23 protein-coding genes and 1 pseudogene are annotated in these 25,274 nt (G+C 62.9%); 15 read left to right on the top strand and 9 right to left on the bottom strand.

Annotated features, from left to right (window positions below):
• Positions 1–6: 6 nt before the first annotated feature.
• The 5 genes from nuoJ to nuoN are packed head-to-tail and all read left to right on the top strand — an operon-like array spanning position 7 to position 5,719.
• The gene (gene nuoJ / locus ACN6NG_RS07910) at positions 7–507 is read left to right on the top strand and encodes an NADH-quinone oxidoreductase subunit J (RefSeq protein ID WP_016488224.1); all 501 of its coding nucleotides are present in this window, start codon (positions 7–9) and stop codon (positions 505–507) included.
• Between the two features lie 3 nt (positions 508–510).
• Positions 511–819 carry an NADH-quinone oxidoreductase subunit NuoK gene (gene nuoK / locus ACN6NG_RS07905; RefSeq protein WP_003251446.1) on the top strand — a complete coding sequence of 103 codons (309 nt, stop codon included), beginning with the start codon at positions 511–513 and terminating at the stop codon, positions 817–819.
• Positions 816–2,669: an NADH-quinone oxidoreductase subunit L gene (nuoL, locus tag ACN6NG_RS07900; protein ID WP_016498749.1), complete on the top strand. Its 1,854-nt coding sequence runs from the start codon at positions 816–818 to the stop codon at positions 2,667–2,669. Before nuoK ends, nuoL begins: the two co-directional genes overlap by 4 nt.
• A gap of 40 nt (positions 2,670–2,709) precedes the next feature.
• On the top strand, positions 2,710–4,242 hold the full coding sequence (nuoM, locus tag ACN6NG_RS07895) for an NADH-quinone oxidoreductase subunit M (RefSeq protein ID WP_016498748.1): 1,533 nt from the start codon (positions 2,710–2,712) through the stop codon (positions 4,240–4,242).
• 7 nt (positions 4,243–4,249) lie between these two features.
• Entirely contained in the window at positions 4,250–5,719 is a 1,470-nt protein-coding gene (gene nuoN / locus ACN6NG_RS07890) for an NADH-quinone oxidoreductase subunit NuoN (RefSeq protein WP_063424448.1), read from the top strand.
• An 81-nt stretch (positions 5,720–5,800) separates the two neighbouring features.
• On the opposite strand, the gene ACN6NG_RS07885 is transcribed toward nuoN, so the two are convergent.
• On the bottom strand, positions 5,801–6,064 hold the full coding sequence (locus ACN6NG_RS07885) for an Ogr/Delta-like zinc finger protein (RefSeq protein WP_063424451.1): 264 nt from the start codon (positions 6,062–6,064) through the stop codon (positions 5,801–5,803).
• A gap of 179 nt (positions 6,065–6,243) precedes the next feature.
• Here ACN6NG_RS07885 and ACN6NG_RS07880 point away from each other — a divergent pair, with 179 nt between their 5' ends.
• On the top strand, positions 6,244–6,636 hold the full coding sequence (locus ACN6NG_RS07880; protein ID WP_197897862.1) for a helix-turn-helix domain-containing protein: 393 nt from the start codon (positions 6,244–6,246) through the stop codon (positions 6,634–6,636).
• Here the strand turns inward: ACN6NG_RS07880 and ACN6NG_RS07875 are convergent.
• From ACN6NG_RS07875 to ACN6NG_RS07865, 3 genes are read right to left on the bottom strand one after another with little or no spacing between them, the layout of a single operon-like run.
• Complete coding sequence (locus tag ACN6NG_RS07875) at positions 6,633–6,995, bottom strand: hypothetical protein (protein WP_063424455.1); 363 nt, start codon at positions 6,993–6,995, stop codon at positions 6,633–6,635. The genes ACN6NG_RS07880 and ACN6NG_RS07875 overlap by 4 nt on opposite strands.
• Positions 6,988–7,335, bottom strand: coding sequence for a head completion/stabilization protein (locus ACN6NG_RS07870; RefSeq protein WP_353456834.1), 348 nt, complete (start codon positions 7,333–7,335; stop codon positions 6,988–6,990). Before ACN6NG_RS07870 ends, ACN6NG_RS07875 begins: the two co-directional genes overlap by 8 nt.
• A gap of 11 nt (positions 7,336–7,346) precedes the next feature.
• Positions 7,347–7,595 (bottom strand): helix-turn-helix domain-containing protein, encoded by a 249-nt coding sequence (locus ACN6NG_RS07865; protein WP_063424459.1) that lies wholly within the window; start codon positions 7,593–7,595, stop codon positions 7,347–7,349.
• A gap of 220 nt (positions 7,596–7,815) precedes the next feature.
• On the opposite strand from ACN6NG_RS07865, the gene ACN6NG_RS07860 reads away from it, so the two are divergent.
• Positions 7,816–9,888 (top strand): TonB-dependent receptor family protein, encoded by a 2,073-nt coding sequence (locus ACN6NG_RS07860; RefSeq protein ID WP_474313402.1) that lies wholly within the window; start codon positions 7,816–7,818, stop codon positions 9,886–9,888.
• Between the two features lie 120 nt (positions 9,889–10,008).
• Here the strand turns inward: ACN6NG_RS07860 and chrR are convergent, their stop codons facing one another.
• A complete protein-coding gene (chrR, locus tag ACN6NG_RS07855) occupies positions 10,009–10,569 on the bottom strand; it encodes a class I chromate reductase ChrR (protein ID WP_063424463.1) in 561 nt (186 codons plus the stop codon).
• 157 nt (positions 10,570–10,726) lie between these two features.
• Between chrR and ACN6NG_RS07850 the strand changes: the two genes are divergently transcribed.
• Positions 10,727–10,945 (top strand): hypothetical protein, encoded by a 219-nt coding sequence (locus ACN6NG_RS07850; RefSeq protein ID WP_016488235.1) that lies wholly within the window; start codon positions 10,727–10,729, stop codon positions 10,943–10,945.
• On the opposite strand, the gene ACN6NG_RS07845 is transcribed toward ACN6NG_RS07850, so the two are convergent.
• The 4 genes from ACN6NG_RS07845 to ACN6NG_RS07830 all read right to left on the bottom strand — a co-directional run bounded on the left by ACN6NG_RS07845 (position 10,929) and on the right by ACN6NG_RS07830 (position 15,399).
• Positions 10,929–13,178 carry an Orn/Lys/Arg family decarboxylase gene (locus ACN6NG_RS07845; RefSeq protein WP_474313454.1) on the bottom strand — a complete coding sequence of 750 codons (2,250 nt, stop codon included), beginning with the start codon at positions 13,176–13,178 and terminating at the stop codon, positions 10,929–10,931. The genes ACN6NG_RS07850 and ACN6NG_RS07845 overlap by 17 nt on opposite strands.
• A gap of 175 nt (positions 13,179–13,353) precedes the next feature.
• Positions 13,354–14,112, bottom strand: coding sequence for a DNA polymerase III subunit epsilon (gene dnaQ / locus ACN6NG_RS07840; RefSeq protein ID WP_474313399.1), 759 nt, complete (start codon positions 14,110–14,112; stop codon positions 13,354–13,356).
• Positions 14,113–14,163: 51 nt separating this feature from the next.
• Positions 14,164–14,610 (bottom strand): ribonuclease HI, encoded by a 447-nt coding sequence (gene rnhA / locus ACN6NG_RS07835; RefSeq protein ID WP_016498736.1) that lies wholly within the window; start codon positions 14,608–14,610, stop codon positions 14,164–14,166.
• A 15-nt stretch (positions 14,611–14,625) separates the two neighbouring features.
• Positions 14,626–15,399: a class I SAM-dependent methyltransferase gene (locus ACN6NG_RS07830; protein WP_016498735.1), complete on the bottom strand. Its 774-nt coding sequence runs from the start codon at positions 15,397–15,399 to the stop codon at positions 14,626–14,628.
• 85 nt (positions 15,400–15,484) lie between these two features.
• Between ACN6NG_RS07830 and gloB the strand changes: the two genes are divergently transcribed.
• The 7 genes and pseudogenes from gloB (at position 15,485) to ACN6NG_RS07795 (ending at position 25,210) form a co-directional block, all read left to right on the top strand.
• Entirely contained in the window at positions 15,485–16,264 is a 780-nt protein-coding gene (gloB, locus tag ACN6NG_RS07825; protein ID WP_063424465.1) for a hydroxyacylglutathione hydrolase, read from the top strand.
• A 100-nt stretch (positions 16,265–16,364) separates the two neighbouring features.
• Positions 16,365–17,774: pseudogene (locus ACN6NG_RS07820) on the top strand (lytic transglycosylase domain-containing protein); the annotation flags it as partial.
• A gap of 66 nt (positions 17,775–17,840) precedes the next feature.
• A complete protein-coding gene (locus ACN6NG_RS07815; protein WP_474313453.1) occupies positions 17,841–19,670 on the top strand; it encodes an extracellular solute-binding protein in 1,830 nt (609 codons plus the stop codon).
• The gene (locus ACN6NG_RS07810; protein WP_063424469.1) at positions 19,667–21,502 is read left to right on the top strand and encodes an extracellular solute-binding protein; all 1,836 of its coding nucleotides are present in this window, start codon (positions 19,667–19,669) and stop codon (positions 21,500–21,502) included. The genes ACN6NG_RS07815 and ACN6NG_RS07810 overlap by 4 nt, the downstream gene beginning before the upstream one ends.
• 1 nt (position 21,503) lies before the next feature.
• A complete protein-coding gene (locus ACN6NG_RS07805) occupies positions 21,504–22,577 on the top strand; it encodes a microcin C ABC transporter permease YejB (RefSeq protein ID WP_016498730.1) in 1,074 nt (357 codons plus the stop codon).
• 1 nt (position 22,578) lies between these two features.
• Positions 22,579–23,598: an ABC transporter permease gene (locus tag ACN6NG_RS07800; protein ID WP_016488246.1), complete on the top strand. Its 1,020-nt coding sequence runs from the start codon at positions 22,579–22,581 to the stop codon at positions 23,596–23,598.
• 1 nt (position 23,599) lies between these two features.
• Entirely contained in the window at positions 23,600–25,210 is a 1,611-nt protein-coding gene (locus ACN6NG_RS07795) for an ABC transporter ATP-binding protein (RefSeq protein ID WP_059395954.1), read from the top strand.
• Positions 25,211–25,274 lie beyond the last annotated feature (64 nt).

The raw sequence follows: 25,274 nt of genomic DNA, 5'->3' as shown, positions 1-25,274 counted from the left end.
AGAAAGATGGAATTCGCTTTCTACTTCGCATCCGGGATTGCCGTGGTCTCCACCCTTCGGGTGGTGACCGGCACAAACCCCGTGCACGCCTTGCTTTACCTGATCATTTCGCTGATTTCCGTGGCCATGATCTTCTTCTCCCTGGGTGCGCCGTTCGCCGGCGCCCTGGAAGTGATCGCCTACGCCGGCGCCATCATGGTGCTGTTCGTGTTCGTGGTGATGATGCTTAACCTGGGGCCGGCTTCGGTGGCCCAGGAGCGCGGTTGGCTCAAGCCCGGCATCTGGGCAGGGCCGGTGATCCTCGGCACCCTGTTGCTGCTGGAACTGCTGTACGTGCTGTTCGTCGCCCCGAGCGGCGCTGGCATCAGCGGCACTACCGTGGGCCCTAAAGAAGTGGGCATCAGCCTGTTCGGGCCGTACCTGCTGGTGGTCGAACTGGCCTCGATGCTGCTGCTGGCTGCAGCCGTCACCGCCTTCCACCTGGGCCGCAACGAGGCGAAGGAGTAAATCATGGGTGCTATCCCTCTCGAGCATGGCCTGGCGGTCGCCGGTATCCTGTTCTGCTTAGGTCTGGTTGGCCTGATGGTCCGCCGCAACATCCTCTTCGTACTCATGAGCCTGGAAGTCATGATGAACGCCTCTGCCCTGGCGTTCGTCGTCGCCGGGGCCCGTTGGGTCCAGCCCGACGGCCAGGTGATGTTCATTCTGGTGATCAGCCTGGCAGCCGCCGAGGCCAGTATTGGCCTGGCCATCCTGCTGCAGCTGTATCGCCGCTTCCACACTCTCGACATCGATGCTGCCAGTGAGATGCGCGGATGAACCTTCTCTTCCTGACTTTCGTCTTCCCCCTCGTCGGCTTCCTGCTGCTGTCGTTCTCGCGCGGGCGGTTCTCGGAGAACCTGTCCGCCCTGATCGGCGTCGGCTCGGTGGGCCTGTCGGCGGCTACCGCCGCCTATGTCATCTGGCAGTTCAATGTCGCGCCACCTGAAGGCGGCGCGTACAGCCAACTGCTGTGGCAGTGGATGTCGGTGGACGGCTTTGCGCCGAACTTCACCCTGTACCTGGACGGCCTGTCGGTCACCATGCTCGGCGTGGTTACCGGTGTCGGCTTCCTGATCCACCTGTTTGCGTCCTGGTACATGCGTGGCGAAGCCGGCTACTCGCGCTTCTTCTCGTACACCAACCTGTTCATCGCCAGCATGCTGTTCCTGATCCTCGGCGATAACCTGCTGTTCATCTACTTCGGCTGGGAAGGCGTAGGCCTGTGCTCGTACCTGCTGATCGGTTTCTACTACAGCAACCGCAACAACGGCAACGCGGCACTGAAGGCGTTCATCGTTACCCGCATCGGCGACGTGTTCCTGGCCATCGGCCTGTTCATCCTGTTTGCCCAGCTGGGTACCTTGAACGTGCAGGAACTGCTGGTGCTGGCACCGCAGAAGTTCCAGGCTGGCGACACCTGGATGGTGCTGGCAACGCTGATGCTGCTGGGCGGTGCGGTCGGTAAATCGGCCCAGCTGCCACTGCAGACCTGGCTGGCCGACGCAATGGCAGGCCCAACCCCGGTTTCGGCACTGATCCACGCTGCAACCATGGTGACCGCGGGCGTGTACCTGATCGCCCGTACCAATGGCCTGTTCCTGCTGGCGCCGGACATCCTGCACCTTGTAGGTGTTGTCGGTGGCGTGACCTTGGTACTGGCCGGCTTCGCCGCTCTGGTACAGACCGACATCAAGCGTATCCTCGCCTACTCGACCATGAGCCAGATCGGCTACATGTTCCTGGCCCTGGGCGTTGGCGCCTGGGACGCGGCGATCTTCCACCTGATGACCCACGCCTTCTTCAAGGCCCTGCTGTTCCTTGCCTCCGGTGCGGTGATCGTTGCCTGCCACCACGAGCAGAACATCTTCAAGATGGGCGGCCTGTGGAAGAAACTGCCACTGGCCTACGCCAGCTTCGTGGTCGGTGGTGCTGCCCTGGCCGCCCTGCCGATCGTGACCGTGGGCTTCTACTCCAAGGACGAGATCCTCTGGGAAGCCTTCGCCAGCGGCAACACCGGCCTGCTGTACGCCGGCCTGGTCGGTGCGTTCATGACCTCGCTGTACACCTTCCGCCTGATCTTCATCGCCTTCCACGGCGAAGCCAAGACCGAAGCTCACGCGGGCCACGGCATCAGCCACTGGCTGCCGCTGGGCGTGCTGATCGTGCTGTCGACCTTCGTGGGTGCCTGGATCACCCCGCCGCTGGCAGGCGTGCTGCCTGAAAGCGCCGGCCACGCCGGTGGCGAAGCCAAGCACGCGCTGGAGATCACCTCGGGTGCCATCGCCATCGCCGGTATCCTGCTGTCGGCCCTGCTGTTCCTAGGCAAGCGCAGCTTCGTCAGCGCCGTCGCCAACAGCGGCATCGGTCGCGCCCTATCGGCCTGGTGGTTCGCCGCGTGGGGCTTCGACTGGATCTACGACAAGCTTTTCGTCAAACCGTACCTGCTGATCTGCCACATCCTGCGCAAGGACCCGGTAGACCGCAGCATCGGCCTGATTCCGCGGATGGCGCGTGGCGGTCATGTCGCCATGAGCAAGACCGAGACTGGCCAACTGCGCTGGTACACCGCCTCTATCGCCGTGGGCGCCGTGCTGGTGCTCGGTGCCGTGCTAGTGGCTGCGGTATGACAATGAATCTTGCGACTTTGCCAAAGGAAACCAACCCGTCATGATTTTGCCTTGGCTGATCCTGATCCCCTTCATCGGCGGCTTCCTGTGCTGGCTGGGTGAGCGCTTCGGCGCCACCTTGCCGCGCTGGATTGCGCTGCTGACCATGTCCCTGCTGCTCGGCATCGGCCTGTGGCTGTGGGCGACCGGCGACTACACCCTCGCCCCCGCTCCGGGCGCCGAGCCGGCCTGGGCCCTGGAATACAAACTCCAGTGGATCCAGCGGTTCGGCATCAGCATCCACCTGGCCCTCGACGGCCTGTCGCTGCTGATGATCCTGCTGACCGGCCTGCTCGGTGTGCTGTCGGTACTGTGCTCCTGGAAAGAGATCCAGCGCCACGTCGGCTTCTTCCACCTCAACCTGATGTGGATTCTGGGCGGCGTGGTCGGTGTGTTCCTGGCACTGGACCTGTTCCTGTTCTTCTTCTTCTGGGAAATGATGCTGGTGCCGATGTACTTCCTCATCGCGCTCTGGGGTCACAGCTCGGCAGACGGCAAGAAGACCCGGATCTACGCGGCGACCAAGTTCTTCATCTTCACCCAGGCCAGCGGCCTGATCATGCTGGTGGCGATCCTTGGCCTGGTGCTGGTCAACTACAACACCACCGGCGTGCTCACCTTCAACTACAGCGACCTGCTCAAGGCCGAGCTGCCAGCCGGTGTCGAATACGTGCTGATGCTGGGCTTCTTCATCGCCTTTGCGGTGAAGCTGCCGGTGGTACCGTTCCACTCCTGGCTGCCTGATGCGCACGCCCAGGCACCGACCGCAGGCTCCGTCGACCTGGCCGGTATCTTGTTGAAGACCGCGGCCTACGGCCTGCTGCGCTTCGCCTTGCCGCTGTTCCCGAACGCCTCGGCCGAGTTCGCGCCCATCGCCATGACCCTGGGCCTGATCGGTATCTTCTACGGTGCCTTCCTGGCCTTTGCGCAAACCGACATCAAGCGCCTGATCGCCTTCTCCAGCGTCTCGCACATGGGCTTCGTGCTGATCGGTATCTACTCCGGCAGCCAGCAGGCTCTGCAAGGTGCGGTGATTCAGATGCTGGCCCACGGCCTGTCGGCTGCCGCGCTGTTCATCCTGTCCGGCCAGTTGTACGAACGCCTGCACACCCGTGACATGCGCCAGATGGGCGGCCTGTGGCACCGCATCGCCTACCTGCCGGCGATCAGCCTGTTCTTCGCCGCAGCATCCCTGGGGCTGCCGGGTACCGGCAACTTCGTCGGCGAGTTCCTGATCCTGATCGGCAGCTTCGCGCACGTACCATGGATCACCGTGATCGCCACCACCGGCCTGGTATTCGGTTCGGTCTACTCGCTGATCATGATCCACCGCGCCTACTTCGGCCCGGCCAAGGCCGATACCGTACTGGCCGGCATGGACGGTCGCGAACTGATCATGGTGCTGGGCCTGGCGGTACTGCTGATCCTGCTGGGCGTGTACCCGCAGCCGTTCCTCGACACCTCTGCCGCCACCATGAGTGGTGTGCAGCAGTGGCTCGGTTCCGCTTTCACTCAACTCGCTTCGGCCCGGTAAGAGCGCTATGGAATTCACCACTCAACACTTCATCGCATTGGCGCCGATGCTGATCACCACCATCACCACGGTGGTGGTGATGCTGGCGATCGCCTGGAAGCGCAACCACTCGCAGACCTTCCTGCTGTCCACCGTGGGCCTGAACCTGGCCCTGCTGTCGATCCTGCCGGCGCTGAAAGTAGCGCCGCTGGCGGTCACCCCGTTGATCACCATCGACAAGTTCGCCTGCCTGTACATGGCGATCATCCTGGTGGCGACGCTAGCGTGCGTGACATTGGCCCACGCCTACCTCGGCGAAGGCGCCAAGGGCTTCCCGGGCAACCGTGAAGAACTGTATCTGCTGCTGCTGATGTCGGCCCTCGGTGGCCTGGTGCTGGTCAGCGCCAACCACCTGGCCGGACTGTTCATCGGCCTGGAGCTGCTGTCGGTACCGGTCTACGGCCTGGTGGCATACGCCTTCTTCAACAAGCGATCACTGGAAGCCGGCATCAAGTACATGGTGCTGTCGGCCGCAGGCTCCGCTTTCCTGCTGTTCGGCATGGCCCTGCTGTACGCGGATGCCGGTAGCCTGAGCTTCGACCAGATCGGCAAAGCCCTGGCAACCACCAGCATGCCAAGCCTGGTGGCCCAGCTGGGCCTGGGCATGATGCTGGTCGGCCTGGCCTTCAAGCTGTCGCTGGTACCGTTCCACCTGTGGACCCCTGACGTATACGAAGGCGCCCCGGCGCCGGTCGCCGCGTTCCTGGCAACCGCCAGCAAGGTTGCAGTATTCGCCGTTGTCGTGCGCCTGTTCATGCTCTCCCCTGCTGCCAGCAGCGGCGTGCTGAGCACCGTACTGGCGGTGATTGCCGTGGCCTCGATCCTGGTCGGTAACCTGCTGGCGCTGACCCAGAGCAACCTCAAGCGCCTGCTGGGTTACTCGTCCATCGCCCACTTTGGCTACCTGGTCATTGCCCTGGTTGCCAGCAAGGGCCTGGCCCTGGAAGCCATGGGCGTGTACCTGGTCACCTACGTGATCACCAGCTTGGGTGCCTTCGGTGTCATTACCCTGATGTCCTCGCCTTATGGCGGGCGTGACGCCGATGCCCTGTACGAGTACCGCGGCCTGTTCTGGCGCCGTCCGTACCTGACCGCGGTACTGACCGTGATGATGCTGTCGCTGGCGGGTATCCCGCTGACCGCTGGCTTCATCGGCAAGTTCTACATCATCGCCACCGGCGTCGAGTCGCACCTGTGGTGGCTGGTCGGTGCCCTGGTGATCGGTAGCGCCATCGGCGTTTACTACTATCTGCGCGTCATGGTCACCCTGTACCTGGTCGAGCCTAACCTGCGTCGCCACGACGCCCCGCTGAAGTGGGAACAGCGCACCGGTGGCGTCATGCTGCTGGCCATCGCCATTGTTGCCTTCGTGCTCGGCGTCTACCCGCAGCCGCTGCTGGAACTGGTTCAGCAAGCCGGCCTGCAACTGATCGGCTGATCGCCTCGGCAATACAAAACACCCCGCCTATGCGGGGTGTTTTTTTATCGGCGCATTTATTTGCCTGCCCCCTATGAAGCCTCACTCACCCGCGCTGGCCTGGCCTGCCCCAGGCAGAGCGGCCTTGCGCAAATCGCCATTGGCCGAAGGCAGGTACACTTCCGGATTGGGCATCCCGCTGGGGGATAGTTCATGGGTCATTTCGAATTCGGCGCGTACTGACCAGCCGCACGCTTCAGTGGTGCATTGCAAATAAGCGATGCGCAAGAAAATATGGCGCCCTTCGCTAGTGCGTATGCGCATCCGGCTATGGCAATGCGGGCAAACCAGCTTGTAAGTACTCACGACAAGTACCTGCTAGCATTGCCCAGGCCAACCTGTGTGTCAGTATTGGCTGCAACTGTGGGTGTATTCTTCAATTTGATGGTTCTCATTGCAGAAGTGCTCCTTAAAACGCAGGGCTGTATTCATAACGAGTAGTTTAAGCCCATGGAATATCATTAAACCAGTCATGGATATTTGTTATGAGTACTCACGTACTTGCTGAGGTGCTCACGCGCCTTAAGCTTCTTACTGGCACCCAGACTGATGCCGAGCTGGCTCGTGCGTTGTCGGTCAGCCCGCAGACACTGAGCAGCTGGAAAGTTCGCGACAGCGTTCCATACTCAATTTGCATAGATCTAGCCAGACAGCATGCGTGCTCACTGGACTGGTTGCTGTTGGGCGAAGGGGACCAACGCTCGGTATGCCAAAGTGAGGCAGGCTGGGAGTTCGACATGCTCGACCGCCTGCGCACGTTGGCGCCAGGTGATCGCCAGGCCATCCTGCTGCTCATCAAGGACAAGCAACGCATCCAGCAGCTGGAACAGCAATTGAGCGAACTGACCAGTCACTTGCCCAAAGCCGCCAGCGGCTAACCTCGGCGCCGCCAGCGCTGCATGAGTTCGCGCGGATCGAGCGTATCCAGCCAGACCATGACCTTGAGGCTGATGGGGATCACCACCACGGCAGCAACGAATGCCGCCATGCCACGGGTCAACAAGGGCGCCAATGACGAAACCAGCGGCTCGAACAGGTGCCCCACACCCACGGTCACGAACACCAGCAACAGCTTCTTGCCCAGCGTCAGGCGACTGGTCGCACTGGTGATCAAGCGGTCGCGCGCCGCGCCCACCAGCAAAGCCCCCAGCAGCGCGGCAAACAACACACTGCCATCCACGCTCAGCAGTTCAATCAGCCCCAGGGCCAAGCTGTCGATAACAGATGCCTCAGGCATGAGCCGCCCCCCGACGCACAGTGCGCAGATATGAGCTTACGCCGAGGCTGTACATAACCGCGGCTTCGACAAAGCGGATGTAGCACACCCGCAAAGCGCGCCCTTGGTCATGCCCGGCCACATCCTCCAGGCGCTTGTAGCCCCGCTCTCGCAACACCGCGCGCCAGCGCGCAAATTCCCGTGCTGCATCGATGGCGGCACAACGTGCGGCGACTTCCAGGGCGGCCTCACTTACGGGCCATGTCAGGTTCAGGCGCTCACGCAGCCTGCCAAGGTCCACCCGTGGCCAGAACGGGTCATGGCTGTCGGCATAACGCGGTAACCGAGGGTCGTTGCTCATACCTCACCCCCTCATTGCTCGGCCAGCATGCCGTAGCGAATGGCCTTGATCACTGCCGCCACCCGGGTAGGCACATCGAACTTGCGCAGGATGTTGGACACGTGGAAGTTAACCGTCGACTCCTTGCATTCAAGGATCTGGCCGATCTCCCACGAGCTCTTGCCGTAGGCACACCACAACAGCACTTGCCGTTCACGTGGCGTCAGGCGAACCGGGGCGTGCGCCGGGGGTTGCTGTGGGTGTAGTGCGTTGTCAGTCATGCTGGTACTCCACGGGTGATTGAGCGAGGCATCGCTGCCGGTCTGCAACCACCTTACGAAGCCCATGCCGCCTCGCTCCACCGGTCCGGCTTGTAAAGAACTTTCGTACAAAAGCGTCTGACGAAAGCAGTGCAAGATTTGCTGAGTTTCTTCGTGCTCCAAGCGGCATTTCGCTCGTCTCAACGCCGTTGTCCATTCGTCTTTCGCCTGGAGTCGTACAATGCGTTCCGTTTTTTCCCCATCGTCCTGCCTTGGCCTGCTGGCTGCCTTTGTTGCCGCCCAGCCCGCCCTGGCAGCATCCTCGGTCGAATTGGGCCAGGTGCTGATCACCGATGAGGAGCAGAACGACCTGACAGCTGCCAGCGAACGCCTGCGGGAGGTGCCAGGCGCCAGCAACCTGGTGGACATGCAAAGCGTGGGGCAAGGCCGAGTGGCCAGCAACCAGGACGTGCTGGCCTACCAGCCCGGCGTATTCGCCCAATCGGCGGGCAACGATGGCATCAAACTGTCGATCCGCGGCTCGGGCATCAACCGCGCGCCGGGGGCCCATGGCTCCGGGGTGTACACGATGTTCGACGGCCTGCCACTGACTGGCCCGGGCGGTACACCCTACGAGTTGTTCGAGCCGCTATGGCTGAGCCGTGCCGAAGTGCTGCGGGGCGCCAATGGTTTCGACCAGGGTGCCCTGGCGCTGGGCGGCGCGATCAACTACGTCACCCACACCGGCTACGACGCCGCGCCGCTGCAGGTGCGCTACGAGGTCGGCAGCCGCGGTTACCAGCACCGGCACATCAGCTCGGGGCAAGTGCTGGGCAATCTCGACTACTACGTGGCCCTGACCGACTCGGAATATGACGGCTATCAGGCGCACAGCAGCGGCAGTGCCAAGGGCATTGCTGCCAATGTCGGCTACCGCTTCAACCCGAACCTGGAAACCCGCTTCTACCTGCGCTACCGGGAGACCGAAAACGAACTGGCCGGGCGCCTGACCAAAGACCAGATCAAGCACCACCCGCGTGCGGCCAACCCGGCTTACCTGGCCCGCGACGACAGCCGCCCGCAACCAGGCAGCACCTGGGTGGGCAACAAGACCACCTTCTACCTCGACGACGATGCGCGCCTGGAAGCCGGCCTGGTCTATCACGACTACCCGATGGACCTGCGTGAAGGTCCGATGCGCCTGAAGGTGGCCTATACCGATGTCAGCGGCACGCTGAACTATTTCCGCCGCGACACGCTGCTTGGTCACGAAAGCAAGACCACCATCGGCTGGCGCACCACCAAGCACCTGCCCAACAGTGGCGCTTCACAATTTACCCGCGATGGCGATGTATTCGGCGCGCGCACCCGTGACTTCACCTACCAGGGCTCGGACACCGTGCTGCATGTCGGCAACGACCTGGAACTGGTCCCGGACCTGTGGCTGACCACGGGTCTTGCGATGATCTACACCCGCCGCGAAAGTGCCGTGACCTACCCGGCCGAAGGTGGCAAGGTGAGCATGCATGACTGGGACTACGCACCGCGCCTGGGGCTGCGCTACGACATCCGCCCGGACCTGCAGGTGTACGGCAACCTCAGCCGCTCGGTAGAACCGCCACACCCGTGGTCGCTGATCTGGAGCGCGCCCAGCACAGGCGGCAAACAGATCCAGCCGATCGAGATGCAGAACCAGACTGCCACTACCCTGGAGCTGGGCGCGCGTGGCGACTCGGCGCTTGGCCGCTGGGACCTTGCCTGGTACTACTCGCAAGTGCGCCACGAACTGCTGGCCGTGGAGGTGGTGCCTAACTTCACCTCGGAGTTCAACGCCAGCGCTACCGTGCACCAGGGCGTGGAGGCCGGCCTCGACAGCACCCTTTGGGAAAGCGCCGGCACCGGCAAGCTGAGCTTGCGCCAGGCCTATACCTTCAGCGACTTCCACTACCGTAATGACGACAAGTTTGGCGACAACCGCCTGCCCGGCATCCCCATGCACTACTACCAGGCCGAACTGCGCTATGACTGGCCGAGTGGCTTCTATGCCGGGGTCAACACACAAATGGCGTCGAAGGTGCAGGTGGACTATGCCAACAGCTACCACGCCGATGAATATGCCTTGCTCGGCGCGCGCCTGGGCTGGGATTCACCCAAAAACGACTGGCAGACCTGGCTGGACCTGCGCAACCTTACCAACAAGCGCTATGCGGCCACGGTGACACCCACCTACAACGATGCCGGCAAGGACAACGCCCGCTCTACGCCGGGCGAAGGGTTTGGCGTTTATGCCGGCGTTTCCTACAGCTTCCGCTAGAGCATGCAGCGCACCGTTCTGTAAGAGCAGCCTTGTGCTGCGAAAGGGCCGGTACAGATCACGCATCAGTATGCGTCTGTGCCGGCCTCTTCGCAGCGCACTGCTCCTGCAAAGACCGCGTCAAACCGCCCTGTTCAGCTTCACCCACGAAGCAAACTTGTCGACAAACGCCTGCAAGAACGGCCGGGTCTTGTCGTTGAGCTTGCCCGAGTCCTCGAACAGGCTTGCGGCACCGCCAATGTAGGCTTCGGGCATCTGCATGCACGGCATGTCCAGAAACACCAGCGACTGGCGCACGGCATGGTTGGCGCCAAAGCCGCCAATGGCCCCGGGCGATACACTCACCACCGCCGTCGGTTTGCCACTCCAGGCACTTTGCCCGTACGGCCGCGAGCCCACATCGATGGCATTTTTCAGGCAGCCAGGCACTGATCGGTTGTATTCTGGCGTGACGAACAACACCGCATCACTGCGACGGATCTCCTCGCGAAACTGCTTCCACGCCTCCGGCGGCGCTTCGGCCTCGACGTCCTCGTTGTACAACGGCAAATCGCCAATTTCGACGATCTTCAGGGCAAGGCTGGACGGCGCCAGCTCCGAAAGTGCGCGGGCGACCTTGCGGTTGTACGACTCCTTGCGCAAGCTACCCACGACAACCGCTACCGAATACACCTGGCTCATGGCAATTTCCAACCTTTGCTGGGTAAAGGGACGTTGTAGTTATAGATGACCGTTCCTCGGCGCTTTGGTTTTTTTTCCGCAGGGTGAAAACTTCCGAGGCTGTTCCACGGTCTATGCCTTCAGACATTTTCTACGTAATTCAGAGGTTTCCACCCAAATGGCAGCAGTAATGGTCGGCCAATTCCACGCCCGTGACGCCGAAGGCCGTATCTACCCCGTGCACGAGTTCCAGGAGTCAACCCTGCAACTTGACGGCAGCACGCTGGGCGCCCCCATCACCACCTACCGCCTGGCCATCGGCGACAAGGTCAACCACCTCGGTGAAAACCGTTTCGAACTGGCGCGCAGCGGCGTCGAGATCATTCGCATTCCGTGATGCAGTCCACGGTGTAACGGCCGCTCTCGTTCTGCAGGCCATGCACATCGGCGACAAAACCGGGGAAGCCCTGGTTGAATGCCCGGGCAAAGGCCAGGTAATCGAGTATCGAGCGGGTCGCCTCGGTGAACCGCTCGCCCGGCATGATCAATGGAATACCAGGCGGATACGGCACCAGCATTACCGCTGCCACACGCCCCAGCAGCGCCTCGATCGGCACCGCCTCCACCTCGCCACGCACCATCTGGTCATAGGCCCGGGCCGGGCTCACAGCCACCTCCGGCAAGCGCGTGAACAGCCGCTTCAGTTGCTTGGCCGTGGCATTGGCGCGGTAGCAGTCATGCAATTGCTCACACAGGTCGCGCAGCCCCATCCTCTGGTAGCGTGAAGCATCGGCTGCCACCACACTCGGCAGGCAACTGCTCAGGGCTGTATTGCCATCATAGTGGCGCTTGAACTCCAGCAACTCCGTAAGCAAAGTGCTCCACTTGCCTTTGGTAATGCCCATGGAGAACAGCACCAGGAAGCTGTACAGGCCGGTTTTCTCCACCACCAGCCCCCGCTCCCAGAGAAACTTGCTGACCACCGCCGCCGGGATGCCATGCTCGCCCAGCACACCCCCCGCGCTCAGGCCCGGCATCACCAAGGTCACCTTGAGCGGGTCGAGCAGCACATAGTCGTCCACCACCTCGCCAAAGCCATGCCACTCCGCCCCCGGTTGCAGCAACCAGTCCTGCGCGGCCAGGCGCTGGGTACCTTCGGTGCGCGGCGGCTGCCAGATACTGAACCACCAGTCATCCGCAGCAATGTGCTCGCGCAGGTTGGCCAGGGCACGACGAAAACTCAGCGCCTCGTCGAACATCTCTTGCAGCAGCGAATGCCCGGCCGGCCCTTCCATCATGGTCGAGGCCACGTCCAGCGAGGCGAGAATGCTGTACTGCGGCGAGGTCGAGATATGCATCATGAACGCTTCGTTGAAGCGGTCACGGTCCAGCTGACGCCTGGCCCCGTCCTGCACATGGATCATCGAGGCCTGGCTGAAGGCGGCCAGCAGTTTGTGGGTGGAATGGGTACTGAACACCAGCGGGCTGTCTGCCGTGCAGGCAGTGCCCATGGCATAGCGCCCGGTGAAGAAGTCATGAAACGCCGCATAGGCGAACCAGGCCTCGTCGAAATGCAGCACCTCCACACTTGCACCCAGGCTCTGCTTGATCATCCCGGCGTGGTAGCACAGGCCGTCATAGGTGGAGTTGGTCACTACCGCCAGCTTGATTCGCTGCCCACGATCGCGGGCAAGGGGGTTGGCCAGTATCTTCGCCGCGATTGCCTCGGGGCTGAATTCACTGAGCGGGATCGGGCCGATGATGCCCAGTTCGTTGCGCTCCGGGCACAGGTACAGCGGAATGGCGCCGGTCATGACGATCGCGTGTACTACCGACTTGTGGCAGTTGCGGTCCACCAGCACCAGGTCGTCGCGACCGACCATGGCGTGCCAGACGATCTTGTTGGCGGTGGAAGTACCGTTGATGACGAAGAAGGTGTGGTCAGCGCCGAAGTTGCGCGCCGCCCTGGCTTCGGCTTCTGCCAGCGGCCCGGTGTGGTCGAGCAACGAGCCGAGTTCCGGCACGGAAACAGACAGGTCCGAGCGCAGGGTATTTTCCCCGAAGAACTGGTGAAAAGCCTGGCCCACCGGGCTTTTATGGTAGGCCACGCCGCCGCCATGGCCTGGGGTGTGCCAGGAATAGTTGGATTGCGCAGTGTGCTGCACCAGGGCCTTGAAGAACGGCGGCAGCAGGCCGTCGAGGTAGGTGTGTGCGGCGCGCGCCACCTGGCGGGCGAGAAACGGCACGGTGTCTTCGAACAGGTAAAGAATTCCGCGAAGCTGGTTGAGCTCGCTCATGGCTTCGGCGGGGGCGTTTTCCAGGGTTACCTGCTCGCCCAGGGCGAAGATCGGCAGGCTGGGTGCGCGCAGGCGGGCCAGGCGGATCAGCTCGGCCATGTTCTCCAGCAGGTGGGTGTTCTCGCCAACGCCTTCGGCAGCGATCAGCATGCAGGCCAGGCCGTGGTGGGTGGCGGCAACCAGCCGGGCCTCGGCGTGGTCGGCGGCGGCGAGAATGGCGAAGCCATCCTGGCGCAGCTCCTCGGCGATGCCCCGCACGCGCTCGCCGGCAACGCTGTCCGCCTTGATGGCGCGGTGGACGATGAGGATCGGGAACTTGAGGTCCTTGTACATCAGGTGGCTACCTCCGAAGGACATGGCGTCCATTTCAGGGTAGTTGAACCTGTGTTCTCAGGGCCGGCCTCTTCGCGGGCACGCCCGCTCCCACAGGGAACCCCACTGCACTCAAGCCTTGCGCAGTACCTGTGGGAGCGGGTTCACCCGCGAAGAGGCCGGTACAGGCTATAAATCAGCCAGCCGCTGCCTCGGTAAGGGCCTGCCACATCGATGGCCCACCCGCCGACTTGGCAACAGCCGCCAACCGCTCGGCATGCGCCTCCAGCTCTTCAGCAGTGGCCATGATCACCCGCCCCGGCGTCCGCCCGACAATCCGGCGGATCTCGCTGCCGCCAGCGCCCTGCCCATCACCCTCGGCGTCTGCGCCATGGCCCGCCAGCGACAGGCTGGTCTGGCCACCGGTCATCGCCAGGTAGACGTCAGCCAGCAGTTCCGAGTCGAGCAATGCGCCGTGCAGCTCACGGCCTGAGTTGTCGATGTCGTAGCGTTTGCACAGAGCATCCAGGCTGTTGCGCTGCCCTGGGTGGCGCGAGCGCGCCAGCAACAGGGTGTCGAGAATGGTGCAATGCTGCGAAATATCAGCGCGATGCTGCTGGCCCAACAAGGCGAATTCGTTGTTGATGAAGCCAACGTCAAACGCCGCGTTATGGATGACCAGCGTGGCGCCCTGAATGAATTCGAAGAATTCCTCGGCTACATCGCCAAAGCGTGGCTTGCCGACCAGGAAGGTGTCGGTGATGCCGTGGACGTTGATAGCGCCCTCGTCACTCTCGCGGTCCGGCTGCAGGTAGACATGGAAGTGCCGCCCGGTAAGGCGCCGGCCGAGCACCTCGACACAGCCGATCTCGATGATCCGGTGGCCTTCGCTGACCGGCATACCCGTGGTTTCGGTATCGAGAATGACAAACCGTTTATCTTGCTGCTGCTCCACGCGGGGCGCTCCAACTTGCATCAGTTACAAAGGCCGCGATTGTACCCCAGCTCAACGCTGGGCGCGCACCTCATCGACCCCACGGTTGGCCAGCTGGTCGGCGCGTTCGTTGCCAGGGTGGCCGATATGGCCGCGCACCCACTTCCAGCTCACCTTGTGGCGGTTGACCTGCTCATCGAGCTGCTGCCACAGGTCGGCGTTCTTCACCGGCTCCTTGGCTGCGGTCTTCCAGCCGCGCTTCTTCCAGTTGACCATCCATTCGTTGATGCCCTTCATCACGTACTGCGAGTCGGTGGTCAGCACCACCTCGCATTCGCGCTTCAGCGACATCAGGCCCTGGATCGCCGCCATCAGCTCCATGCGGTTGTTGGTGGTTTCACGCTCGCCGCCCCACAGTTCCTTCTCGACGCCCTTGTAGATCATCAGGACCCCCCAGCCACCTGGGCCAGGATTGCCTTTGCAGGCACCATCGGTAAACATTTCGACGCTATCGCTCATGTACCACTCTTGAATTCAGTGCTTGTCAGTTTCAGGGTTGACCGCCGTGCGGTTCACCTTGGCCAGCGGCAGCGGCAGCAACTTGCCCATCGGCTCGCGGCGTTCCGGGCGCAACGGCCGCAGGCCCACCACCATCTTGCGCGCCACCAGCAGGTACACCCCGCCACCGGAGCTCTGCCAGCCGCCGGCCATCCGCTCCCAACCCGCCAGGCGCTGCTGCCAGGCCGGTGAAGCAAGCGGCGGACGATAGCACCCGAAGCGGCGTTTCTCCAGCGCGAAGCCCAGCAGGTTGAGCCAGTCGCCTACCCGCGACGGCGAGATGCAGCGCGCCTTGCGCAAGGCTCCATGGCTGAAGAAATGGCGCATGCCCCAACTGCTCCACGGGTTGATCCCGACGATCAGCAGGTGCCCGCCCGGGCGCACGGCGCTGGCGGCCTCGCGCAGCAAGCCATGGGGCGACAGGCTGAAATCCAGGCCATGCTGCAGCACCACCACATCGGCGGCGTGCTCGCTCAGCGGCCAGGCCTGCTCTTCACAGGCAATTTCCACGCCCGGGAGCGGCGCCCCAAGGCGCACGTTGCGTTGCACCTGGGGGGCACTGGGCGGCGGCTCCGCACAGGGGCCGTAGTGCACAAGGTAGCCCCCGAAGAAGCGGCCGAGCTCTTCTTCCAGCAGCTTTTCCTCTTCCTTGAGCATCAGTTGGCCGATCGGGCCATTGAACCACTCACGGGCCAGGCTGATCAGCTTGACCCAGTCCGGGTCAGCCTGGGCAAAAGCTTGGTCGGTCATTGCGCTCTCCCTCGAAGGTTCTCCCACCGCGCCATCGCGGCTAAGATGCCTTCATGTGCCACGCTTGGCGAATCGGATCCGCACCATGATACAGATCGATGCTCTCCCCGCTTTCTCCGACAACTACATCTGGTTGTTACAGGATACTGCCAAACGCCGCTGCGCGGTGGTCGACCCGGGTGACGCCGGCCCGGTGGAACGCTGGCTGTCGGCCAACCCCGAGTGGGTGCTCAGCGACATCCTGATCACCCACCACCACAACGACCATGTCGGCGGCGTGGAACGGCTCAGGCAACTGACCAACGCACGGGTGTGCGGCCCTGCCAACGAGCGGATTCCCTGCCGCGACGTGGCCCTGGACGAAGGCGACCAGGTGACGGTGCTAGGCGTGACGTTCCAGGTACTGGCAGTCCCTGGCCACACCTTGGGGCATATCGCGTTCTTCAGCGACCAACCGGCAACGCCAGTGCTGTTCAGTGGCGACACCCTGTTCGCCGCCGGCTGCGGGCGCATGTTCGAGGGTACACCCGAACAGATGCAACCGGCTCTCGCCCGCCTGGCGGCACTGCCGGCCCATACCGAAGTGTACTGCGCCCACGAATACACCCTCAGCAACCTCCGTTTTGCCAAGGCGGTGGAACCCACCAACCAGCACGTTCTAAAGCGGTTCGAGGACGTTACCCGTTTACGCGCCGACAATCGCATCACCTTGCCATCAACGATCGGCCTGGAACGCCTGACCAACCCCTTCCTGCGTACCTCTGAAACATTAGTTAAACAAAAAGCAGACGAATGGAAGGGACATCCAAACGACTCGCAGGTCACTGTTTTTGCTGCCTTGAGGTCTTGGAAGGACACCTTCTGATAACCTCAAGATATATCGCAATCGATGGTCAAAGGTTGACCAGGCCCGGAGCGGTTTCTAGAATCGCCGAAATTTTTCGCCCGGATACCTGTCTCAGCCGATGTCTTCCCGTAGCCGCAGAACCTCTCATTCCGTCGCCCTGACGCGCCTGGCCCAAATCAGTGCGCTGGCTCTGGCCGCCACCCTGGTGGGCTGCCAGAGCACCCGTCAGCTTGACGAATCCGAAAGCGTTCGCGCGCACAACTACCAGGCGCGGATCAAGCACAAGCCTGCACCGCTGCTGGTCAAGCCGGCCGAGCAGGCACCGCAGGATGTCTGGGAGCGCATGCGCCAGGGCTTTGCCCTGCAGGACAGCATCGACGTCAATCCGCGCATCGAGCAGCAGCGCCTGTGGTTCGCCAGCAACCCGACCTTCATCGAAAGTGCCGGCGAGCGCGGCAGCCTCTACCTGCACTACATCGTCGAGCGTCTTGAAGAGCGCGACATGCCGCTGGAGCTTGCCCTGCTGCCCGCCATCGAAAGTGCCTACAACCCGATGGCCTATTCACGCGCCAGTGCTGCCGGCATGTGGCAGTTCATGCCAGCGACAGGCCGCCACTTCAACCTGCGCCAGACCAATTTCTACGATGGCCGCCGCGATATCACCGCGTCGACCAACGCCGCACTGGACTACCTGACCCGCCTGCACGACATGTTCAACGGTGACTGGCTGCTCGCCCTGGCCGCCTATAACGCCGGCGAAGGCACGGTGAGCCGCGCCATGGAGCGCAACGAACGGCTCGGCCTGCCAACCGACTACTGGAACCTGCCGCTGCCTCAGGAAACCCGCGACTATGTGCCCAAGCTGCTGGCCCTGTCGCAGGTGGTGCTCACGCCTGAAGCCTATGGCGTGAACCTTAACCCGATTGCCAACGAGCCCTACTTCGAAGCGGTCGCCATCAATGATCGCCTGGACCTGTCGCGGGTGGCGGCCTTTGCCAACATCGACGAGGACGAGCTGATCCAGCTCAACCCGGCCTTCAAGAAGCGCATGACCGTGGACGGCCCGCAACAACTGCTGGTGCCGACGGCCAAGGCGCAGTTGCTGAGCGACAGCCTGTCCAACCTAAAGCCCGAGCAACTGGTCAGCCTGCAACCGAACAAGGCCGTGTTCGCCCGCGCCGTGGCCGAAGCCAAGGCACCGGTGGCGGCGCGCAGCTACCGGGTCAAACGCGGCGACAACCTGGGCGCGATCGCCAAGGCCAATCGCGTCTCGGTCAGTGACATCAAGCGCTGGAACCGTTTGTCCGGCAACAGCCTGCGGGCCGGCCAGGTGCTGGCCCTGCGCGGTGGCAAAGGGCCGAGCGCCGCCGGTAACCGGGTAGCGGCATCCGGCAAGCGCTCCACCCAGTACAAGGTGCGCAAGGGCGACTCGCTGTACCTGGTGGCCAAACGCTTCAACGTGGAAATGCAGCACCTCAAGCGCTGGAACCCACGCAGCGGCCCTTTGCAATCCTCTGGCCGCACTCTTTTTCCAACCCCACCAAGCTGTTACTGTACCCGATCAAAGCCCAACGCCTCTGGATCGGATGCCGACTTGATACGTCCCCTCCTGCTGTCAATCAGCCTGGCCTTGAGCTTCCCCGTAGCCGCGATGGTGAGCGAAAGCCACGGATACGCGCAGTTCGGCACGCTCAAGTACCCAGCCACATTCACCCATTTCGACTGGGTCAACCCGCAAGCGCCCAAGGGCGGTACCTTGCGCGCCATGGCTTTTGGCACCTTCGATACCCTCAACCCCTACACCTTCAAGGGGTCGAGCCCGATCACCACGCCCAATTTCCAGCAGTACGGCATCAGCGAGCTGAACGAGCCGCTGATGGTCGGCACCGGTCAGTACGACCCGTCGGGTGACGAGCCGACCTCCAGCTACGGCCTGATCGCCCGTTCGGTCGAATACAGCGAGGACCGCAGCTGGGTGGTGTTCAACCTGCGCCCGGAAGCCCGCTGGCACGACGGCCAGCCGATCACCTCGGCAGACGTGGCCTTTTCCTACCGCACGCTGCTCAAGGACGGCCACCCGATCTACCGCACCAACCTGCAGGAAGTGCAACGGGTAGACATCCTCGGCCCGCTGCGCATCCGTTTCGTGTTCAAGCGCGCCGGCAACCCGCTGCTGATCCTGCGCCTGGGCGAAATGCCGGTGCTGCCCAAGCACTACTGGCAAAAACGCGACTTCAAGGCCACCACCTTCGAGCCCCCCTTGGGCAGCGGCCCCTACCGCATCACCCAGGTACAACCCGGGCGCCGTCTGGTGTTCGAGCGGGTCAAGAACTACTGGGGCAAGGACCTGGCGGTCAACCGTGGCAAGTACAACTTCAAGCGCGTGGAATACGAGTTCTACCGCGACGCCACGGTGGCCTTCGAAGCGTTCAAGGCTGGCGAATTCGACATCTACATCGAGCACCAGGCGAAGAACTGGGCCAACGGCTACAACTTCCCGGCCGTGCGCCGTGGCGAAGTGATCAAGGCGCAGATCCCGCACCAGATCCCCACGCAAACCCAGGGCCTGTTCATGAACAGCCGTCGGGCCACCTTCAGCGACCCGCGGGTGCGCCAGGCGTTGGGGCTGATGCTCGACTTCGAGTGGACCAACCGCGCCCTGTTCAGCAGCGCCTACCGCCGCTCGACCAGTTACTACCCCAACAGCGAGTTCGCTGCCAGTGGCCTGCCCACCGGCAAGGAGTGGCTGTTGCTGGCGCCGTTCCGTGACCAGTTACCGGCCAAGCTGTACAGCGAACCGTACAAGGTCAGCCACACCGATGGCCGCGGCATCAGCCGCCAGACCCTGCGCCAGGCCTTGGGCCTGCTTGCCGAGGCTGGCTGGAAGCTGAACGGCCAGCGCCTGGTCGACAGCAAGGGCCAGCAACTGCGCATGGAACTGCTGTTGGTAAACCCCAACCTTGAACGCATCCTGCAACCTTATGTCGAAAATCTGTCCAGCATCGGCATCGATGCACGCTTGCGCACCGTGGACCGTGCCCAGTACAAACAACGTCTGGACCAGTTCGATTTCGACATGATTCTGATGACCCTGAACCAGACCCTGAGCCCGGGCCTTGAACAGTGGCTGTACTTCCATTCCAGCCAGGCCGCCACCAAGGGCAGCAAGAACTATGCTGGGGTCAAGGACCCGGTGGTCGACCACCTGCTCGACACCCTGCTTGCCGCACGCAGCCGCGACGACCAGGTCGCCGCCGCCCGCGCCCTGGACCGCGTGCTCTCATGGCAGTACTACATGATCCCCAACTGGTACCTCGACAACCATCGCCTGGCCTACCGCAACCGGTTCGCCTTCGTCACCACACCGCCCTACACCCTTGGGCTGAACAGCTGGTGGATCAAGACTTCGGAGAAAGCCCAATGACGCCAACGCACCGTCTGCGCCGGCTGGCATGCAGCCTGTTGCTCGCCTGCCTGAGCCTTCCCACCCTGGCCGCACCGCAGCACGCGCTCACTCTGTACGACGAGCCACCCAAGTACCCTGCCGATTTCAAGCACTTCGACTACGTCAACCCCGACGCCCCCAAGGGCGGCACCTTCCGCCAGTCCAGCTTCGGCGGCTTCGACAGCCTCAACCCGTTCATCAACAAAGGCGTGTCGGCCGAGAACATCGGCAGCATCTACGACACCCTGATGCGCCAGAGCCAGGACGAGCCGTTCACCGAGTACGGCCTGGTGGCCGGCAAGATCGAGAAAGCCCCGGACAACAGCTGGGTGCGCTTCTACCTGCGCCCCGAAGCCCGCTTCCACGACGGCCACCCGATGCGTGCCGAAGACGTAGTGTTCACCTTCAATGCCCTGATCAAGGACGGTGCGCCGCTGTACCGCCAGTACTACGCCGACGTCGCCGAAGTGGTCGCCGAAGACCCGCTGAAGGTGCTGTTCAGGTTCAAGCACAAGGGCAACCGCGAGCTGCCGCTGATTCTCGGCCAGTTGCCCGTACTGCCCAAGCACTGGTACGCAAACCGCGACTTCAACCGCGGCAACCTGGAAATCCCCTTGGGCAGCGGCCCGTACAAGGTTGCCGAGGTCAAGGCCGGGCGCTCGGTGCGCTACGAGCGGGTCAAGGACTACTGGGCCAAGGACCTGCCGATCAATCGCGGGTTCTATAACTTCGATGCCATGACCTTCGACTCCTACCGTGACACCACCGTTGCCCTGGAGGCGCTCAAGGCCGGGGCGTTCGACTATGCGCTGGAAGTCAGTGCGAAAAACTGGGCCACCGCCTACAACGTGCCCGCCGTGCGGGAAGGCCGCCTGATCAAGGAAGAGCTGCCCAACGGCAACCCCACCGGCATGCAGGGTTTCATCTTCAACATCCGCCGCCCGGTGTTCCAGGACGTGCGTGTGCGCCAGGCGCTGAGCCTGCTGCTGGACTATGAGTGGACCAACAAGCAGCTGTTCAACGGTGCCTACACCCGCACCGGCAGCTACTTCGACAACTCGGAAATGGCCGCTCACGGCCTGCCCAGCCCCAACGAGCTGAAAATCCTCGAGCCCCTGCGTGGCAAAGTCCCTGACCAGGTATTCTCCGAGGCCTTCAAGAACCCTGTCAGCGACGGCAGCGGCATGATCCGCGAGCAGCAGCGCCAGGCCTACAAGCTGCTGCAGGAAGCCGGCTGGAAAATCGTCGACGACAAGATGGTCGACGCCCAAGGCAAGCCGGTAAGCATCGAGTTCCTGCTGGCGCAGACCGAGTTCGAACGCATTCTGCTGCCGTTCAAGCGCAACCTCGCCGACCTGGGCATCGACCTGAGCATCCGCCGGGTCGACGTTTCCCAGTACATCACCCGCCTGCGTTCACGGGACTACGACATGATCGTGGGCGGCTACCCACAGTCCAACTCGCCGGGCAACGAGCAGCGCGAATTCTGGTCCAGTGCCGCCGCCGACAACCCCGGCAGCCGCAACTTCATCGGCCTGCGCGACCCGGCCATCGACCAGTTGGTGGAAGAGCTGATCAACGCCGACTCTCGCCAGAGCCTGATCGACCACTGCCGCGCCCTCGACCGCGTGTTGCTATGGGGCTACTACGTGATTCCCAACTGGCACATCAAGACCTGGCGCGTGGCCTACTGGAACCACATCGGCCACCCGAAAGTGTCGCCCAAGTACGACATCGGCATCGACACCTGGTGGATCAAGCCCGGGGTAACCCCGGCGGTGAACGACGCCCCTGCGGACGAGGCCAACTAACATGCTGGCGTATATCCTGCGGCGCCTTCTGCTGATCATCCCGACCCTGTTCGGTATCCTTGTCATCAACTTCATCATCGTCCAGGCCGCCCCCGGTGGCCCGGTAGAGCAGATGATCGCCAAGCTCGAAGGCTTCGAGGGCGCCACCAGCCGCATTGCCGGTGGCGGCGCCGAGGTTTCCGTGGCCGGCTCCAACTACCGCGGCGCCCAGGGCCTAGACCCGGCGCTGATCGCCGAAATCGAGCGCATGTACGGCTTCGACAAGTCGCCGCCCGAGCGCCTGTGGATCATGATCAAGAACTACGCCCAGCTGGACTTCGGCGACAGCTTCTTCCGCGATGCCAAGGTGATCGACCTGATTGTCGAGAAGATGCCGGTGTCGATCTCGCTGGGGCTGTGGAGCACGCTGATCATGTACCTGGTGTCGATCCCGCTGGGGATCGCCAAGGCGGTGCGCCACGGCAGCCACTTCGACGTGTGGACCAGCTCGGCGATCATTGTCGGCTACGCCATCCCGGCGTTCCTGTTCGCCATCCTGTTGATCGTGCTGTTCGCCGGAGGCAGCTACTTCGACTGGTTCCCGCTGCGTGGCCTCACCTCCAACAACTTCGACGAGCTGAGCACCACCGGCAAGGTGCTGGACTACTTCTGGCACCTGGTACTGCCGATCACCGCGCTGGTCATCGGCAACTTCGCCACCATGACCCTGCTGACCAAGAACAGCTTCCTCGACGAGATCAACAAGCAATATGTGGTCACCGCCAAGGCCAAGGGCCTCAGCCGGCCGCGGGTGCTGTACGGCCACGTGTTCCGCAACGCCATGCTGCTGGTGATAGCCGGCTTCCCGTCGGCGTTCATCGGCATCTTCTTCACAGGCTCATTGCTGATCGAGGTCATCTTCAGCCTCGACGGCCTAGGCCTGATGAGTTTCGAAGCGGCCATCAACCGCGACTACCCGGTGGTCTTCGGCACCCTGTTCATCTTCACCCTGCTGGGGCTGGTGGTGAAACTGATCGGCGACCTGACCTACACCCTGGTCGATCCACGCATCGACTTCGCCAGCCGGGAGCACTGACATGGCCTTGTCCCCCCTCAACCGCCGGCGCTTCGAGCGCTTCAAGGCCAACCGCCGTGGCTGGTGGTCGCTGTGGCTGTTCCTGATCCTGTTCGGCCTGAGCCTGGGCGCGGAGCTGATCGCCAACGACAAGCCCGTTGCCGTGCGTTACGACGGCGAATGGTACTTCCCGGCGTTCAAGCGCTACCCGGAAACCACCTTCGGCGGCGAATTCCCGCTGGAGGCCAACTACAAGAGCCCGTACATCCGCGAACTGCTGGCCAAGAAAGACAGCTTTGTGCTGTGGGCGCCAATCCCGTTCAGCTACCAGAGCATCAATTACGACCTGCGCGTGCCCGCCCCGGCGCCACCCTCCACGGACAACTGGCTGGGCACCGACGACCAGGGCCGCGACGTGCTGGCGCGGGTGATCTACGGCTTCCGCATTTCGGTACTCTTCGCCCTTACCCTGACCGTGGCCAGCTCCATCGTCGGCGTCATCGCCGGTGCCTTGCAAGGTTTCTATGGCGGCTGGGTCGACCTGGCCGGGCAGCGCTTTCTGGAAATCTGGTCGGGCCTGCCGGTGCTGTACCTGCTGATCATCCTGGCCAGCTTCGTGCAGCCCAACTTCTGGTGGCTGCTGGGTATCATGCTGCTGTTCTCGTGGATGAGCCTGGTGGACGTGGTACGCGCCGAATTCCTGCGTGGGCGTAACCTTGAATACGTGCGCGCCGCCCGTGCGTTGGGCATGCGCAACGGCGCGATCATGTACCGGCACATCCTGCCCAACGCCATGATCTCGACCATGACCTTCATGCCATTCATTCTCACCGGCGCGATCGGCACCCTCACCGCCCTGGACTTTCTCGGCTTCGGCCTGCCTGCCGGTTCGCCATCGCTGGGCGAGCTGGTGGCGCAGGGCAAGTCCAACTTGCAAGCGCCGTGGCTGGGCATCAGCGCCTTCGCCGTGCTGGCGCTGATGCTGAGCCTGCTGGTGTTCATCGGCGAATCCGCCCGCGATGCCTTCGACCCGAGGAAGTGACATGAGTGAACAGAACCTGATCGAAGTGCGGGACCTGGCCGTGGAGTTCGTGACCGGGGACCAGGTCAACCGGGTGGTGGATGGCATCAGCTTTGACATCCGCAAAGGCGAGACGCTGGCGCTGGTGGGCGAAAGTGGCTCGGGCAAATCGGTCACCGCGCACTCGATCCTGCGCCTGCTGCCCTACCCCCTGGCCCGCCACCCCAGCGGCAGCATCCGCTACGAAGGCAAGGACCTGCTGCAGCAGAACGAGAAGACCCTGCAGCGCATTCGCGGCAACCGCATTGCGATGATCTTCCAGGAGCCGATGACCTCGCTCAACCCGCTGCACTGCATCGAGAAGCAGATCAACGAAATCCTTCTGCTGCACAAGGGCCTGACCGGCAAGGAAGCGACCGCACGTACCCTGGAGCTGCTGGACCTGGTCGGCATTCCCGAGCCGCACAAGCGCTTGAAGGCCCTGCCCCACGAGCTGTCGGGCGGGCAGCGCCAACGGGTAATGATCGCCATGGCACTGGCCAACGAGCCGGAACTGCTGATTGCAGATGAGCCGACCACGGCGCTGGACGTGACCGTGCAGCTGAAGATTCTCGACCTGCTCAAGGAACTGCAGGCGCGCTTGGGCATGGCGCTGCTGCTGATCAGCCATGACCTGAACCTGGTGCGTCGCATCGCCCACCGCGTGTGCGTGATGCAGCGCGGGCAAATTGTAGAGCAAGCCGAATGCGCCACGCTGTTCAGCTCGCCACAGCACCACTACACCCAAATGCTTATAAATGCCGAGCCCAGCGGGCTGCCGGCGCACAACCCGGTGGGCGCGCCACTACTGGAGGTGGATGACCTCAAGGTGTGGTTCCCGATCAAGAAGGGGCTGCTGCGGCGCACGGTTGACCATGTGAAGGCTGTGGACGGGGTCAACTTCAGCTTGCCGCAAGGGCAGACACTGGGGATAGTCGGGGAGTCCGGGTCGGGCAAGTCGACGCTCGGCCTGGCGATCCTGCGGCTGATTTCCAGCCAGGGCGGCATCCGCTTCCATGGGCAGAACCTGCAAGGGCTGAACCAGAAGGCCGTACGGCCGCTGCGGCGGGAAATGCAGGTGGTGTTCCAGGACCCGTTTGGCAGCCTGAGCCCGCGCATGTGCGTGGCGGACATTGTGGGTGAAGGGCTGCGCATTCACGGCATTGGCACCGCGCAGGAACAGGAAGCGGCGATTATCGCGGCCCTGGAGGAAGTAGGCCTGGACCCGCGCACGCGCCATCGCTACCCCCATGAGTTTTCCGGCGGGCAACGTCAGCGCATCGCCATTGCCCGGGCGCTGGTGCTGAAGCCCGCACTGATCCTGCTGGACGAACCCACCTCCGCGCTGGACCGCACCGTACAGCGGCAAGTGGTGGAATTGCTGCGTAACCTGCAGCAGAAGTACAACCTGACGTACCTGTTCATCAGCCATGACCTGGCGGTGGTCAAGGCGCTGAGTCACCAGTTGATGGTGATCAAGCATGGGCAGGTGGTGGAGCAAGGGGATGCGCAGGCGATCTTCCATGCGCCGCAGCATCCGTATACACGGCAGTTGCTGGAGGCGGCGTTTTTAGAGGTGAATGCCGTTGGTTAGCTTTGGGGGGCTGCTGCTTCGGCCAAAATCCCCGGCTTCGATCCTGGTGATGACCTCGATGCAT

It is taken from the genome of Pseudomonas sp. TSO6, from assembly GCF_056098905.1.
This window is presented reverse-complemented; position numbering and strand designations above follow the sequence as displayed.